Source organism: Primorskyibacter sedentarius (genome assembly GCF_004342065.1).
Classification (GTDB): Bacteria; Pseudomonadota; Alphaproteobacteria; order Rhodobacterales; family Rhodobacteraceae; genus Primorskyibacter; species Primorskyibacter sedentarius.
This window is the reverse complement of sequence record NZ_SLZU01000001.1, coordinates 499,387-513,987: the sequence shown is the minus strand read 5'-3', so window position 1 is coordinate 513,987 and position 14,601 is coordinate 499,387. Positions and strand designations below refer to the sequence as shown.

Here is a 14,601-nt window from a genome sequence, read left to right as displayed (position 1 = left end):
ATGTCGCACCGTCGCAAAGCGCGCGGGCGGGCGCAAGGTCAGGCCTTGGCCGCCATCCGCGCCTCTTGCCAGTCGCGCGGCGCTTTCAGGAACGACTCGACTTCTGCAAGCGTGTCGGCGTCGAACGCCTCTTGCGCGCGGGCCTCTGCCAGCACATCCCACCAGGTGCACAGGTGGTGCAATTCGACCCCGTGATCGCCAAGCGTTTTGATCGTCTCGGGGAAGATATCATAGTAGAAGATCACCGCCGTGTGGCCACAGCTGGCCCCGGTTTCGCGGATCGCATCGACAAAGGACAGCTTGGACCCGCCATCGGTTGTCAGATCCTCGACCAGCAGCACGCGCTGGCCTTCGGTCATGGTGCCTTCTATACGCGCGTTGCGGCCGTAACCTTTGGGCTTCTTGCGCACATAGGTCATGGGCAGGGCCATGCGTTCAGCCACAAGGGCCGCGAAGGGGATACCCGCGGTTTCTCCGCCAGCGATGTTGTCGAACGCCTCGAACCCTGCATTGCGCATGATCGTGACGGTCAGAAAATCCATCAGCGTGGCGCGGATGCGCGGGTAGGAGATCAGCTTGCGGCAATCGACATAGCTGGGCGAGGGCAGGCCGGAAGACAGCGTATAGGGCGTTTCGGCATTGAAGTTCACCGCGCCGATTTCCAGCAGCATCCGGGCGGTCAATCGGGCGATTTCCTGCGGCTCGGGGTAGGCAGAGGGGATCATGGCGGTATCCTTTGGTGCTTTGGATCAGGTAACGGCCCAGTGGACCGGAAAGCCGGGGTCAAAGACGGTGACAGGGCCATCGCCGCTGTCAATCTTCGACGGGTAGGTGACAGGGGTGTCCTGACGGGTCAGCGTCAGCGTTGTCTCGTTCGCGGGCAGGCCGTAGAAGGCAGGACCGTTCAGCGAGGTGAAGGGTTCCAGACGGTCCAGCGCGCAATCCTCCTCGAACACATGCGCCAGCAGGGACATGGTGTTGGTGGCCGTAAAACACCCGGCGCAGCCGCAGGCCTGTTCCTTCAGCGCGTCGGTATGCGGGGCGCTGTCCGTGCCCAGAAAGAATGTCGCCTCGCCGCTGGTGGCTGCCTCACGCAAGGCCAGCCGGTGCTCTTCGCGCTTGGCGACGGGCAGGCAATAGTAATGCGGCTTGATCCCGCCCACCAGGATGTGGTTGCGGTTGATGATCAGGTGATGCGTGGTGATCGTGGCGCCCAGGTCGGTGCCGCCCGAGCGGGCATAGTCAACGCCCTGTTTGGTGGTGATATGCTCCATCACCACGCGCAGGCCGGGGGTCGCGCGGCGGATCGGGTCCAGCACGGTGTCAATGAACACGGCCTCGCGGTCGAAGATGTCGATCTCGGGCGCCGTGACCTCGCCATGCACGCAGAGCGGACAGCCAATCTCGGCCATACGTTCCAGCACGGGCCGGACATTGTCAAAGTTGCGTACCCCGGAATTGGAATTGGTGGTGGCACCTGCCGGATACAGCTTGACCGCTGTGATCAGGCCCGATGCATGCGCGGCCGCCAGATCGTCCGGGTCGGTATCTTCGGTCAGGTACAGCGTCATCAGCGGTTTGAAATCCGCGCCCTCGGGCAGGGCTGCTAGGATGCGGTCGCGATAGGCGGCGGCCTGTGCGCCGGTGACAACAGGGGGCACGAGGTTGGGCATGATGATCGCGCGGCCAAAATGGCGGGCGCTTTCAGGGGCCACGGCGGACAGCATGGCGCCGTCGCGCAGATGCAGGTGCCAGTCGTCGGGGCGGCGAAGTGTCAGGGTCTGGGTCATGGGCATGCCGATAGCACGGTCCCGCCGTAACGCGCCAGAGGCATGCCGCGCGAAATTGCCCCTCCCGGCGGGTTTTCCACGCGTGGGGTCTCAGTCCTGCTGAGCCTGCGCCGCCCTGGTGCGCGCGAGGGTAGCATGCCGGATAAGGAATTGCGCCTGATCAAGCGGTACTGGCTGCGATGGCGGGGTCATCAGCAGCCGACCCATGAGGGCACGAAAGGGCTCTTGCGCCAGAAGGCTGTCGAACTGCGCCCGGCGCCAGTGGACGGCCTGTTCGTGCAGCTTTGCCAGTTCCGCGTCCCCGGCCAGCTCTGCCCGGATCGCGGCCGCGGGCTCTGCCATCGCCCGTATCGTGGCGTCCTCGTCCGTGTTGAAATTGCGCTCCACCCAGTAATCCAGCCCAAGCATGTGGTCCGAATGCACTGCCCGCCCGCGCGCGGCCTTCAACACATAGCTTTCCATCGCCCCAAGAGCGTAGTGGTTGAGCTGCGCCAGCCCGTAATTGGGGCGTCCGTAGTTGTTGAAGATGCGCGTCGTGGTAAACCCCTCGCCCAGCGGGCGGCCATGGGCATCGTACCAGCGCGCATCCGCCAGCCGGTCATCGCGCGGGTTGCGTGGGCGGTGGACGCCGAGGTTTCGGTAGGTCCGGTCGTTGCGGTAGAGCGTCTTGAACATCGCAGAGCGCCACGGCCAGTACATGATCTCGGGCGCGGCGCGGGTGAATTGTTCCGGGATTGGCCTGTCCTCGAAACGCTCAATCCCCGCATTGCCGAAGAGCCGCCATGTCAGGGTGATCGCGGTGGCCTCGGGCAGCGTTTCGATCAAGGCGGGCAGGGTGCGGTTGCCGACATGAACGTTGACGAATTCGTCGATATCCAGAGGAAGAAGCCAATCCGCATCCTTCACCCGGTCGGATTTGTCAGCAAGCTTCAGCCCCGCGAACTGGATGCCGTTGCGGCCGTGCGGCCCGTCGTTCCGCAAATGCGTCAGCCCGCCCAGCAGCTGCAGCCGGTCCAGCAGCGCATCTGTGCCATCCTGACAATCGTTCGACAGCACCACGAAATCGGTGACGCCACAGGCCCGGTGGTGAGCGATCCAGTCGAGGAGGAAGGCGCCCTCGTTTCGGACGCAGAGAACCGCGCAGATTTTCATGCAACGATGCCCTTTTGCTGCGCTGACGGCCCGGTTTCGCGCCGATGGGTCGCTGCGGCAGGCATGGTCCTTACCACCCCTTGCGGAAGGTCACGACCTTTGCTTCGGACGCTTTGGGAAAGTAGGTTAGCCCGGCCTTCTGCATCGCATCAAACACTGACTGAACCCCCTCCTGGCCGATCCATTGCGGGTGCAGCTCGATCACGGCGGCGCGCAGCCCGGACCAATCGGCAGAGCCCAATAGCCCGGCCTCTGCGCCTTCGATATCGCAGACCAGAACGGTTGGATTTAACTGCGCCAAAGTGTCGGGCAGGCTGCGGACCTCTACCTTTTCGACAGAGGTGATGTTGTCCGGCCCGCTTTCGCGATCAAGCGACGAGGCCAGAAAATTCTTGCGCACGTAGAAATCCGCAGGCTCGCCTGCCTCCGGCGCCAGCAGCGCGTTGTGAAGCGTGACATTGGTGACATCATTGGCCTCGTGCACCGAGCGGATATAGGGGATGATGGTCGGGTTCGCCTCAAACGCGTGGATATGTTCCGCAGGCGTCTTGCAGGCCATCAGCGTGGACATATAACCCATGCCGGCGCCAAGCTCCAACACCACGTCACCGCGCTGGACCACCTTCATGACCGCGTCGCATTCCTTGCGTTCGTACAGCCCGTCCCGCAGGGCGCCGCGCCGCTGGCCCCGTGTGATGTCGGGATGTTTCGGGATTTTCAGACCGCGCGACCTGATGAACTGGCGTCTCTGTGTCGGGGCTTGCATGTCAGCTCTCCATGTCGAGTGCCAGCGCATAGGCGACACGTTCGGTTTCGGTCAGGCGCAAGGTCAACGCCTTGCGATACAGGTCTTCGAATTCAGGGTTCGCGTGCAGTTCTGTGGCCTTGGCGCGGTGCCACGCAAGACCCTTCTCATGCCAGTGCCGGAGCGCGTCATCCGCCAGAAGCCGGTCATATTCAAGTTGCAGCCGGGGCAGGTTGCGCTTGATCGTGATGTCCTTGAAATCCGACCAATCCATACGAATCCAGTAGTTCAACCCGATGGACCGGTCGACATGCAGGGCGCGACCGCGCTGGCGTTTGATCAGAAAGCTTTCTGCCGAACGCAGCGCATAGTGGTTCAGTTGCAGCAGATCATAGCCGATGGACTTGCGCGAGTTTCGCCAGCCGTTCTTGATGGCCTCGCCCGTCATGTCCGCGCCGGACCCGTTCACCCAGCGCACTTGATCGCGCAGCGTATCGTCAAGCTTGTTTGGCCGGTGGCAGGACAGCTTTTTATAGGCGCCGAAGTTGCGGAACATCGTCTTGAACCCCCAGGCCGTGTGCGGCTTGGGGCAGTATTTCGGCGCGCAACTGTCGAACTGATCGATGACGAACCGATCCGCCAGCCGGTGCACCCCGTTATGGCCGAACAGCCGCCACGTCATGGCGACATTGGTGGCATCGGGCACGCGGTCAAAGAAGTCCTGCAACGTGCCATTGCCGCAGCGCACGTTCATGAACTCGTCCACGTCGATATGGATCAGCCAGTCCGCCTTGCGCACCACCGGCTCTTTCAACGCCTTGTTAAGCGCGTGCTGCTGCGGGGACTTGCCTTTCCAGTCGTCATTGTTGCGGTGCTGGACCACACCCATCTGCTGCAACCGGTCAAGGATCTCTGCCGTGCCGTCCTCGCACCCGTTGGTGTAGATCAGGAAATTGTCGACGCCCATCGCCCGGTGATACGCGATCCATTCAACAATGTAGGGCGCCTCGTTTTTCATGCAGGCGACGATGACATTGCCGGTCGAACCCTCCGGCAGACGGCGCGGCACGATTGGCGTGTAGGCCGGGGCGGCGGCCTCTTCATCAAGCTTGCCCATCCGGTTGTGGGGGGCATAGGCAGACCCTTGCAGGGACGCGAATTTCTGTACGGCCAATGGCGGCATGACCTCTTTGGCCGAGGGGCTGAGGCCGGGAAGCGCAGGGTCCGGTATGGGGGCCTCGCCGTTAAGGGCCGCAATATCCGCGGCGCGCGTCTGTTTTTCCTGGCGGGCGGCTTGGCGGATACGCGGCAGGAAGGCCAAAAGGTACTGCGTTGCGCGATAGCCGAATTGCGGGTCGGGTTCCGCCCAAGGCTCCGAGGGCGCGGCAGGGGCCATCGCCTGTGCCGTCAGGGCGGGGTGCTTTGCCAGCAAAGTGGCATTGTCGCCCGCGAACCGATCCGAGATTGCGCTCAGGCTGCCCGGATCGATCGCGGCGCCATCAATGCGGATCTCGTTCAGCAATCGCCGCCAGACCGGGCGCGGCAGCACGGTCTTTTCGCGGTCGAGATACCGCAGCATGACGTCGTTGAATTGGCGACAGCGCGTCAGCCATGGTGCCGCAGGTTCAGCTGAGAACGGCTGCGCGTCATATTTCCCGAAGTTTTCGGTGATCTCAAAGCTCTGCGCCACCTCGTCCTGAAGGGACTGCGCGCCGAACACCTCTGCGTCCATCGCCCGCAACGAGGTTGCACCGCTGCCGAAAACCGCATCCCATTCCCGCACCAGCCGGGCATAGTCCAGCCAGAAGGGCGCGGCCTGTGCCTCGGTGAACAATCCGACGCTTGGATCGGGCGCAGGGGCCGATTGCAGGGCTGCCTCCCACCAATCAGGTGCGGTGGCCAGGCCAAGCTCCAGATCAAGCGCGCTGCGGCGCCCTTCCATGACCTGATGGGCATAGCGCCGTGCCAGCATGCGCGCCTGCTCTTCGACATGGGCGACGATGCGGATGTCGCTTGAAATGGGCGATAGCAGATCGCGTAGCTGCTCAAGCTCTGACCGTAAGCACAAAGAAGTGCCCAGCTGATGCGCCGACACGATCAGCACCTGAGGGTCGTGCTGTTCGACCTCTCGCAGCAGCCCGCGCGCGACATCCTTGCGCAACGCGGCTTGCTTTTCGGCAGGGCCGTAGCCTCTGCTGAACCGTAGGCTGTCAATTCGGTCGGGGTCCGTGACCGCCATGAACAGCCGTGTGTGGTTGCGCGCACCGGGCGAGCGGGCATAGCGAATGCCCTTTCCGGTCAACTGGTTGCGCTTGGCGTCAAGCACATGTTGCATGCGGTCGGTGGCGGGCCCGTCAAGGCCGATGTGAACAAATATCCGCATCACGCGCGCCCCGGAGCCGGAAGCTCGGTATTGGCATTGGCCTTGCCCCACCACGGCAGCTCAAGCCCCAGAAACGCGCTGATATGGGCTGGGGCCTCGGGGTCTTCGACGTCATATTCCAGAAAATCATCCGCCCCGCGAAACAGCTGCCGCATATGCGCGTAATGCGCCGCGATCCAGCTTTCCCGTTGCAGGCCGGTTTCCCCAAACCCCATGGGAAGCCCCGGAATTTCACCCGCAGGCAGGCGCACCATGCCCAGATTGGTCCATCGCAGCATCGACATGGACAAAGCCCGCACCTCTCGCCGCGAACACAGGAAGCGCGCACCGGGATGGCGCTGGCGGATCGCGTCGATGATGCCCCAATCCGTCTGCGGCCAAAGCGAAAGGTTCGGTGTTATGATGCTGATCTCGGCAAACGCGTCGAACGCCTCCAGAAATTCCAGCGGATCGCCCGAACGGAAGAACCCTTCGTAAAGCTGCCGGGCCACGAATGTTCCCGCGAGGTTCGGATCGGTCGTCTGGTTGCGGCGGATACGATGATCGGCCACGGTCAGGCCAGCGGCGCGCAACGCAATCGACAGCGTCGTGGTGCCGGATTTTGGCAGGCCAAGGTTGATGACGCGCAAACGGCTCATGCGGGCAACCCCAATGCCTGCATCAGCTTCAGCTCTTCGGGCGGGATCGTCGGCGCATCGCACAGTTGGGCGCGCATCGCGGCATAGTCCTGTTGCGCCAGTAACGCATCGCGCTTTTCGATATGCAGCCGCACCGCATCGTCATGCAGTCTGGCGATCTCGGGGTCGGATTTCAGCTCTGCCAGCGCGGCCTCAAGATCGGGCAGGTAGCGCAGGACCGAGCGATCCTCCCACGCGCTGTCGTTTCGTTCGCGCCAATAGGTGTCGTCGAAATTGCGGTTGTCGCGGTTTACGTCGCCACGGTCGTTCTTCACAAGATAGCTGTCGAGAGAGCGCAGCGCGTAGTGATTGAGCGTTGCGTGGTCGCGCGCCCCTGCGGCGGGAAATTTGCGAATGCGCCGGGTATTGGCGGCGACCAGAAACTTGGATGGAACGTCGCGCCCTGACCCGTCCGTCCAGCGCGGCCGTTTCTCCTCGGCAAGACTGTTGCGAAAGAAGGGCCGGTGCGCGCCGTAATATTGCAGCGGAAAGTCGCGCCGCACCAGTGTCTTGACCTCTATGGCGCTTTCCGCACACCACAGGTCCGGGTTATGGCTGCGCATGAATTGCCCGATGATCGGGCGATCCTGATACGCGTTGACCCCGTCATTTGCAAAGAACTGGAAGGTGACAGAGATTGCCTGCGGATCGCCGCAGGCTGCGATGAGCGCCGGAATGGTGTGATCGCCCGCGTGAATGTTCAGAAACTCGTCCACATCCGCGATCCAGACCCAATCGGCCTGGGCCACCTCGTCCTGACGGGCCGCATCCTTCAATGCTTCCATCTGGTAGTTGCGCCCCTTGGCCGGGTTTGGCAGATGCCGGACACCGCCCCGCGCGGCCAGCGCGTCCAGCAGGGTATCCGTGCCATCGGTGCAGTCGTTGGAATAAAACAGGAAATCTGTCACGCCCAAGAGGCGGTTGAAGGCGATCCATTCCAGCAGGAACGGGCCTTCGTTTTTCACGCATGTCACGGCGGTTATGCGCATCCATTCATGCCCGCGATTGAAATATTCATGTTGCGTTGCCTGCCATCTGACTCGGAAGTTCAGCCTCCCGTAGCACGAATTGGTTAGGAGAATCATCGCAGTTTGCGGGGAAAGGGTCAAGAAACGCAGCGGATTTGACGGGCCCCCAATGGTGCGGTGCCGGGGCGTCTGCGACCTTGGCGCTATTGACCCCGGGGGCGGGCCATTGCACCCAAGGGGCAGGAGGACCGCAAATGTCTCAGCCAGATACGATCGATGCCGTGCAGGAAATGCTGGCGCAACAGGGCTATGTCTGCGGGCGGGCGCTCGCAACGGTGGTGTTCCTGTCGCTGCGGCTGGGCAGGCCGCTGTTTCTGGAAGGCGAGGCCGGCGTCGGGAAAACAGAGATTGCCAAGGCGATTGCCGCGTCTTTGGGCCGCCGCCTGATCCGGTTGCAATGCTACGAAGGGCTGGATGCCTCCTCTGCCGTTTACGAATGGAATTTCCCGGCCCAGATGATCGCGATCCGCAGTGCAGAGGCCGAAGGCAATGCCGACAAGGATGTGCTCAGCCGTGAGCTCTTCGGCCCGGACTTTTTGATCGAACGTCCCTTGCTCGAGGCGATGCGCCCTGACGAGAATGGCGCGCCAGTTCTGCTGATCGACGAGCTTGACCGGACCGACGAACCTTTCGAGGCCTTCCTGCTGGAAGCACTGTCCGATTTTCAGGTTACCATCCCCGAGATTGGCACGATCAAGGCGCCAGAGCCGCCCATCGTGATCCTGACCTCCAACCGTACGCGAGAGGTGCATGACGCGCTCAAGCGCCGTTGCCTTTATCACTGGGTCGATTACCCGACTTTCGACCGGGAGATGGAGATCCTGCACGCCCGCGCGCCGGAGGCCGCAGAGACGCTGAGCCGCGAGATCGTCTCCTTTGTACAGAAGTTGCGGACCGAGGATCTGTTCAAGAAACCGGGGGTGGCCGAAACCATCGACTGGGCGAAATGCCTTCTGGCGCTGGATGTGATTGACCTGTCACCCGAGGTGATCAGCGACACGTTGGGCGCGATCCTGAAATACCAGGACGATATCCAGAAAATCCAAGGCTCCGAGGCCAAGCGCATCCTGGATGAGGCCAAAGCATCGCTTGAACCGGTATGAGGTTTGCTGCTGACAAGATCGTTCGGGCGCGGGGAAGACGGCACAACGCAGACCGCGGGTTTGGCATTCCAAAATGGGGCTGACCGATGGCTGAGTATTTCCCCCTCGATATCCCGGACAATCCTCGGCTTGCCAACAATATCACGCATTTTGCGCGGGCGCTGCGGCGCGCTGGGCTTCCGGTTGGTCCGGGGCGGGTGATCGACGCTGTCCGCGCGGTCGAGGCGGCCGGGTTCACCGACAGGCGGGATTTCTACTGGACGCTGCATGCCTGTTTTGTGAACCGGCCCGAACATCGCATCGTCTTTGCGCAGATCTTCCGGCTTTACTGGCGTGATCCGCGATACCTCGAACATATGATGTCGATGATGCTGCCCGCCATGCGCGGGGTGCAGGAGGAAAAGCTTGCGCAATCTGCCGAAAAGCGCGCCGCCGAGGCGCTGCTGGATGGCAAGCAACCTGACGTGCCGGAAAAGCCGGAAAACGAGAATGAAGAGATCAAGATAGAGATCGACGCCTCGATGACCATGTCGGCCGAGGAAAAGCTGCGCTCGCTTGATTTTGAGCAGATGTCCACTGCCGAGATTGCCGAGGCCAAGCGCATGCTGTCGCGGCTGAAACTGCCGGTCAAACCGATCCCCTCGCGCCGCGGAATGGCCGCGCTGCATGGCAGGCACACCGACTGGCGCCGCACCATCCGGGCCGCCATGCGGCAAGGGGGAGAGATCCGCAGCCTGTCGCACACCAAACCGCGCCCGCGCTGGCCGAACCTCGTGGTGCTGTGCGATATCTCGGGGTCGATGTCGCAATATTCCCGCATGGTGCTGCATTTTCTGCACGCGGTTGCGAATGAAAAGGGCGCTGGCTGGGCCAAGGTGCATGCCTTTACCTTTGGCACGCGGCTGACCAATATCTCGCGCCATCTTGCCACTCGCGACGTCGATCAGGCGCTGAAGGCCGCGGGGGCCGAAGCTCAGGACTGGGAAGGCGGCACCCGGATCGGGGCCAGCCTGCATGCCTTCAACCGCGACTGGTCCCGCCGGGTCATGGGGCAGGGGGCTGTTGTGTTGCTGATCACAGACGGGCTGGACCGTGACGATGCGGGCGCGTTGGAACGCGAGATGGAGCGGCTGCACCTGTCCTCGCGCCGCCTGATCTGGCTGAACCCTTTACTGCGTTGGGACGGGTTCGCGCCAAAGGCGTCTGGCATCCGGGCGATGCTGCCGCATGTCGACAGCTTCCGCGCAGGCCACTCGATCCAGTCGCTCGAGGATTTGGCGAAGGCGATCTCCCTCCCCGATGATGTCGGTGAAAAGTCGCGGCTCATGGCATTGCTGGAGAGTTGATCTGGCGGAAGCGCTCTTCGGTTGGGGTGGAACGGTTCTACGCCCGGCCGTAACGCATTCTGGTGCAGGCCGGCTCGCCCGTAAGGCAACTGTTAAAGCAGCCAATTTCGTATAGCTTAGAGCTGCAAAGAATTCCCAAACGAGGCTCTGCTCATAGCTGGAAAACTCGTCTGATGCCGGTGCTGCAGGGCCGCGTTTCAATTTGGCCCCACGACCAAGGAAGGGGGGCGACAGGCCCGTCTTGCGTGCTAGAACGGGCCTATCAGGGAGGGTGACCCATGGACCGTTTCGACAACATTCCCGAACAGGCTCTTGCATGGCATCGCAGCGGTGACGGCGCGGCGCTTGCCACGGTGATCCAGACATGGGGCAGCGCGCCACGCCGCGTAGGCTCTCAACTCGCAATCAGCGGCAAGGGAGAGATCGCGGGCTCTGTCTCTGGCGGATGTGTCGAGGGCGCCGTGATCGTCGAAGCGCTGGAGGCGTTGGAAGACGGCACCCCGCGCGAGCTGGAATTCGGCGTCAGCGACGACGATGCCTTTGCCGTGGGGCTGGCCTGCGGCGGCACGATCCGCGTATTGGTAGAACCTGTCGGGGGCGCATTAAGCGACGCCCTTCTGGCAGAACTGGTGGCCGCCCGTGCCAGGCGCACGGCAATCTGTTACGTGGCCGATCTGGACAGTGGCGCGCGACGTTTGGTTGTGGATGGTCACGAAGACCGGCTGCGCATGGATCGCTCTGGCTTTGACGACACCGCGCCGAGGGTATTCATCGGCGTGCACAACCCGCCTTTGCGCTTGATCGTGGTCGGGGCGGTGCATATCGCGCAGGCGCTGGTTCCCATGGCACGTCTGGCAGGCTACGACCCGGTCGTGATCGACCCGCGCGAAAGCTTTGCCTCTGCGGCGCGTTTCCCCGAGACCACGCTGATGCATGACTGGCCCGATGAGGCGGTGCAGGCGCTGGGTCTTGATGCACGCACGGCGCTTGTCCTGCTGACCCATGACCCGAAACTGGACGATCCGGCGATCGAGGAGGGGCTGCGCGGCGAATGCTTCTATATCGGTGCGCTGGGGTCGACCCGCACCCATGCCAAACGTGTTGCGCGGCTTCAGGATGCGGGTTTCACAGAGAGTCAGATTGGCCGTATCCACGGGCCCATCGGGCTTGATATCGGGGCTGCGAGCCCGGCGGAAATCGCGGTTGCGACGCTCGCCCAGATGACCCGTGTGTTGAGGCGAGGAGAATGAAATTCGGCCCGGTCCCGCTGTCCGGGGCGGAGGGTGCGATGCTGGCGCATTCCATCGCCCTGCCGAAAGGGCGGCTGCGCAAGGGCAAACTGCTGTCGCGGGACGACGTGGCGGCCCTGCGGTCGCTGGGGTTGAGCGAGGTCATCGTCGCGCGGCTGGAGCCGGGCGATCTGCCCGAGGATGAGGCCGCCGCGCGAATTGCCGCCGCACTGGTGCCAGATCCGGAAGCTGCAGGGCTGAAGCTTGGGGAGGCCTCGACCGGCCGGGTAAATCTGCATGCCGCCGCGCCCGGGGTGCTGGAGGTGGACGCCGCTCGCATCAATGCGCTCAACGCCATTCACCCGATGATCACGGTTGCCACCTTGCCGGAATGGCAGCGCGTGGCGCCACGCACCATGGCCGCGACTGTCAAGATCATCTCCTACGCCGTGCCGCAAGACGCGGTAGAGGCGGCCTGTGAGGCGGGGCGGGATGCGTTGCGTCTGCACCTGCCTGTCGTGTCGGATGCGGCATTGATCCAGACGGTCGTGGACCAGCGTAGCGTCGAGAAGGGCGAAAAGGCGTTGCGCACCCGTCTGGCCCGGTTGGGCGTCGCGCTGGCCGACAGCCGGGCCTGTGGGCACGAGATCAAGGCCCTGACCGCCGCGTTGAGGACGGTACGGGCCGAGGTGATCTTTATCCTGACCGGTTCTGCCACCTCCGACAGTCACGACATCGCGCCCGAGGCGGTCCGGCAGGCCGGGGGGGAGGTGACCCATTTCGGCATGCCGGTCGATCCGGGGAACCTGCTCTTCTACGGCACGCTTGGGACGCGACCTGTCATCGGGTTGCCGGGCTGTGCGCGGTCGCCCGCGCTGAACGGGGCCGATTGGGTGATGGAGCGCATCCTTTGCGGTGTAGATGTCTCGCCTGCGGACATCGCCGCGATGGGGGTCGGTGGCTTGCTGATGGAAATCCCGACCCGCCCCAGCCCGCGCGACGGCTGACGGGCAGATCCGCACGGCCCCATGTTTCCTATGCTTCGGCGCGGGCATCCAGCCGATGCGTCCAATGTCAGCCAGCCTTGTTCCCATCGCTGGGCACTCCGGAACGCGCGGAATCGTCGGGTAACCGGGTTCAATAAGTCGCCCCACTGTTTGCGACCACCGGCCAAACGAAAAGCGGCCCCCGAAAGGGGCCGCCCATGCGAACATTGCGATGTGGCAGAGCTTACTTGCTCAGCGGCCCGATCATCATGACCATCTGGCGGCCTTCCATCTTGGGCATGTTCTCGACCTTGCCGACTTCTTTCGTGTCGTCAGCGACCCGTTCCAGCAGTTCCCGGCCCAGATTCTGGTGTGCCATTTCCCGTCCACGGAAGCGCAGGGTGACCTTCACCTTGTCGCCACCTTCAAGGAACCTGAAGACATTGCGCATCTTGACGTCATAGTCGTGCGTATCGGTGTTGGGGCGGAACTTGACCTCCTTCACCTCGATCGTCTTCTGCTTCTTGCGGGCTTCGGATTCACGTTTCTGCTGTTCATATTTGAACTTGCCGAAATCCATGATCTTGCACACGGGCGGATTGGCATTCGGCGAAATCTCGACAAGGTCGAGTCCGGCGTCAACTGCCATTTCCATTGCGCGGGCGGGCGTCACCACGCCGACATTTTCGCCTTCGGCACCGATCAGTCGGATTTCAGGGGCGCGAATCCGCTCATTTACCCTGGGTCCGGTTTCGCGTGTCGGCGGCGCATTATGAGGTCTGCGGGCTATGGTCGTTGTCCTTTCGGTAGGTTACGTGCTCGAATGCGCAAGGTAAACTTGGTGGGTTGTGTATTCAAGCGGCAAATCAAGGGGATTGGGGTGAAAGTTTGGGATTTCCCCCTTGCGTCCTGCATGTCTGCATAGGACACCTGCACCGAATGTTGTACCCTTGCAGGACAGGGGTGCGCTGTACCAGGAAAGGCTTTGCTATGAGAAATCTGATTTGGGTCGTCGTGGCCGCCGTCGTTGCAGTCGCGGGCTACCTTTGGTTCAACGGAAACCAGCAGTCCGAACAGGCAGAGGTCGCCGAACCGGCAGAGACTGTCGCAGCGCCCGAACCGCTTGCGGAAGCCGTGGCAGAAGCGGCCGAGGCGACTGAAACCGCTGCCGAGGAAGCCGCGGATGCCGCTGCCGAAGGCGTTGACGCCGTGGCCGAAGAGGCCGAAGCCGTTGTCGAAGAGGTGACAGAGGCTGCTGAAGGTGCCGCCGATGCCGTGGGTAACGCTGTCGAAGGCGTGGCTGCGCTGGCCGGAGATGCTGTCGAAGCTGCCGGAGGCACTGCCGAACAGGCCGCAGCTGCCGCCGAAGCCGTTGCAGACGCCGCCGGTGACGTGGCCTCTGACGCGGCCGAAGCTGTCGAGGATTCCGTGAGCAATGCTGCCTCATTGGCCGAGAATGCCGACGACGTTGTTGCCGAGGCTGCTGCCGGTGCGACCGAGGCCGTCGAATCGGCGGTTGGCGATGCGATGGAAGCGGCTGGTGAGGCCGCAGAAGGCGCAGCTGATGCGACAGCCGAGGTGGCCGAGAAAACGGCAACCGCGGCCGGTGATGCCACAGCCGCAGCGACCGACACCGCTGCCGAGGCTGTAGAGGCAACCACCCAAGCAGCAGCGGATGCAGCAGATGCGACAGCAGAGGCTGCCACCGAAACTGCAGCAGAGGCGACCGCAGCAGCGACCGACACGGCTGCAGAAGCGGCGGAAGCTGCAACTGGAGTGGCGGAAACCGCGACAGAATCTGCTGAAGCCGCGACAGAAGCCGCTGAAGCAACCGCAGAGAGCACGACCGAAGCTGCCGAAGCGACAACAGAAGCCACTGCCGAAGCCGCCGACAAAACGGCTGAAGCCACCGAATCTGCCGTTGAAGGTGTAAGCGAAGCGGAGGCCGAAGAATTGCTGACCGTCGACGGTTTCAACTTCGACAAGGTCGTCGAGATGATCGACGGATCCGAGCTTGGTGTGCTTGAAAAGACCACGCTGAAAGCGGGCCTTGATCAGGTGAAAGACAATCCCGAACTGCTCGGCGATGCGCTTGCTAAGCTGCGTGAGGCGCTCAACCTCTGAACCTGGCCGACGGCTGGAAACTGAAAATCAAACACGTG

At 62.9% G+C, this 14,601-nt stretch carries 13 protein-coding genes; 5 read left to right on the top strand and 8 right to left on the bottom strand.

Features of this window, described 5'->3' with window-relative positions:
- Positions 1 to 38: 38 nt before the first annotated feature.
- The 7 genes from EDD52_RS02350 to EDD52_RS02320 form a co-directional block, all read right to left on the bottom strand.
- Positions 39 to 725, bottom strand: coding sequence for an orotate phosphoribosyltransferase (locus EDD52_RS02350; protein WP_132241417.1), 687 nt, complete (start codon positions 723 to 725; stop codon positions 39 to 41).
- A 24-nt stretch (positions 726 to 749) separates the two neighbouring features.
- The gene (gene pyrC / locus EDD52_RS02345) at positions 750 to 1,790 is read right to left on the bottom strand and encodes a dihydroorotase (protein WP_132241416.1); all 1,041 of its coding nucleotides are present in this window, start codon (positions 1,788 to 1,790) and stop codon (positions 750 to 752) included.
- Between the two features lie 90 nt (positions 1,791 to 1,880).
- Positions 1,881 to 2,942 carry a glycosyltransferase family 2 protein gene (locus tag EDD52_RS02340; protein WP_132241415.1) on the bottom strand — a complete coding sequence of 354 codons (1,062 nt, stop codon included), beginning with the start codon at positions 2,940 to 2,942 and terminating at the stop codon, positions 1,881 to 1,883.
- A gap of 70 nt (positions 2,943 to 3,012) precedes the next feature.
- Positions 3,013 to 3,708, bottom strand: coding sequence for an FkbM family methyltransferase (locus EDD52_RS02335; RefSeq protein ID WP_132241414.1), 696 nt, complete (start codon positions 3,706 to 3,708; stop codon positions 3,013 to 3,015).
- A gap of 1 nt (position 3,709) precedes the next feature.
- Positions 3,710 to 6,070, bottom strand: a complete 2,361-nt coding sequence (locus EDD52_RS02330) for a glycosyltransferase family 2 protein (protein ID WP_132241413.1) — start codon at positions 6,068 to 6,070, stop codon at positions 3,710 to 3,712.
- Positions 6,070 to 6,708 carry a sulfotransferase family protein gene (locus EDD52_RS02325; protein WP_132241412.1) on the bottom strand — a complete coding sequence of 213 codons (639 nt, stop codon included), beginning with the start codon at positions 6,706 to 6,708 and terminating at the stop codon, positions 6,070 to 6,072. The genes EDD52_RS02330 and EDD52_RS02325 overlap by 1 nt, the downstream gene beginning before the upstream one ends.
- Positions 6,705 to 7,736 (bottom strand): glycosyltransferase family 2 protein, encoded by a 1,032-nt coding sequence (locus tag EDD52_RS02320; RefSeq protein ID WP_132241411.1) that lies wholly within the window; start codon positions 7,734 to 7,736, stop codon positions 6,705 to 6,707. The genes EDD52_RS02325 and EDD52_RS02320 overlap by 4 nt, the downstream gene beginning before the upstream one ends.
- Positions 7,737 to 7,969: 233 nt before the next feature.
- Between EDD52_RS02320 and EDD52_RS02315 the strand changes: the two genes are divergently transcribed.
- The 4 genes from EDD52_RS02315 (at position 7,970) to EDD52_RS02300 (ending at position 12,460) form a co-directional block, all read left to right on the top strand.
- Complete coding sequence (locus EDD52_RS02315) at positions 7,970 to 8,878, top strand: AAA family ATPase (RefSeq protein WP_132241410.1); 909 nt, start codon at positions 7,970 to 7,972, stop codon at positions 8,876 to 8,878.
- Positions 8,879 to 8,964: 86 nt separating this feature from the next.
- Positions 8,965 to 10,224 (top strand): vWA domain-containing protein, encoded by a 1,260-nt coding sequence (locus EDD52_RS02310; RefSeq protein WP_132241409.1) that lies wholly within the window; start codon positions 8,965 to 8,967, stop codon positions 10,222 to 10,224.
- A gap of 278 nt (positions 10,225 to 10,502) precedes the next feature.
- Entirely contained in the window at positions 10,503 to 11,474 is a 972-nt protein-coding gene (locus tag EDD52_RS02305) for an XdhC family protein (protein WP_132241408.1), read from the top strand.
- Positions 11,471 to 12,460, top strand: a complete 990-nt coding sequence (locus EDD52_RS02300; RefSeq protein ID WP_132241407.1) for a molybdopterin-binding protein — start codon at positions 11,471 to 11,473, stop codon at positions 12,458 to 12,460. Before EDD52_RS02305 ends, EDD52_RS02300 begins: the two co-directional genes overlap by 4 nt.
- A gap of 223 nt (positions 12,461 to 12,683) precedes the next feature.
- Here the strand turns inward: EDD52_RS02300 and infC are convergent, their stop codons facing one another.
- Complete coding sequence (gene infC, locus EDD52_RS02295; protein ID WP_132241406.1) at positions 12,684 to 13,229, bottom strand: translation initiation factor IF-3; 546 nt, start codon at positions 13,227 to 13,229, stop codon at positions 12,684 to 12,686.
- 200 nt (positions 13,230 to 13,429) lie between these two features.
- Here infC and EDD52_RS02290 point away from each other — a divergent pair, with 200 nt between their 5' ends.
- The gene (locus EDD52_RS02290; protein ID WP_132241405.1) at positions 13,430 to 14,563 is read left to right on the top strand and encodes a hypothetical protein; all 1,134 of its coding nucleotides are present in this window, start codon (positions 13,430 to 13,432) and stop codon (positions 14,561 to 14,563) included.
- The last annotated feature ends 38 nt before the right edge of the window (positions 14,564 to 14,601 follow it).

Excerpts from the sequence above, each read along its gene's own strand:
- EDD52_RS02330 (WP_132241413.1), bottom strand. The coding sequence starts at position 6,070 with ATGCGGATATTTGTTCACATCGGCCTTGACGGGCCCGCCACCGACCGC.
- EDD52_RS02290 (WP_132241405.1), top strand. The coding sequence starts at position 13,430 with ATGAGAAATCTGATTTGGGTCGTCGTGGCCGCCGTCGTTGCAGTCGCG.
- EDD52_RS02325 (WP_132241412.1), bottom strand. The coding sequence starts at position 6,708 with ATGAGCCGTTTGCGCGTCATCAACCTTGGCCTGCCAAAATCCGGCACC.
- EDD52_RS02315 (WP_132241410.1), top strand. The coding sequence starts at position 7,970 with ATGTCTCAGCCAGATACGATCGATGCCGTGCAGGAAATGCTGGCGCAA.
- EDD52_RS02335 (WP_132241414.1), bottom strand. The coding sequence starts at position 3,708 with ATGCAAGCCCCGACACAGAGACGCCAGTTCATCAGGTCGCGCGGTCTG.
- EDD52_RS02320 (WP_132241411.1), bottom strand. The coding sequence starts at position 7,736 with ATGCGCATAACCGCCGTGACATGCGTGAAAAACGAAGGCCCGTTCCTG.
- EDD52_RS02305 (WP_132241408.1), top strand. The coding sequence starts at position 10,503 with ATGGACCGTTTCGACAACATTCCCGAACAGGCTCTTGCATGGCATCGC.
- EDD52_RS02340 (WP_132241415.1), bottom strand. The coding sequence starts at position 2,942 with ATGAAAATCTGCGCGGTTCTCTGCGTCCGAAACGAGGGCGCCTTCCTC.
- pyrC (WP_132241416.1), bottom strand. The coding sequence starts at position 1,790 with ATGACCCAGACCCTGACACTTCGCCGCCCCGACGACTGGCACCTGCAT.
- EDD52_RS02300 (WP_132241407.1), top strand. The coding sequence starts at position 11,471 with ATGAAATTCGGCCCGGTCCCGCTGTCCGGGGCGGAGGGTGCGATGCTG.
- EDD52_RS02310 (WP_132241409.1), top strand. The coding sequence starts at position 8,965 with ATGGCTGAGTATTTCCCCCTCGATATCCCGGACAATCCTCGGCTTGCC.
- EDD52_RS02350 (WP_132241417.1), bottom strand. The coding sequence starts at position 725 with ATGATCCCCTCTGCCTACCCCGAGCCGCAGGAAATCGCCCGATTGACC.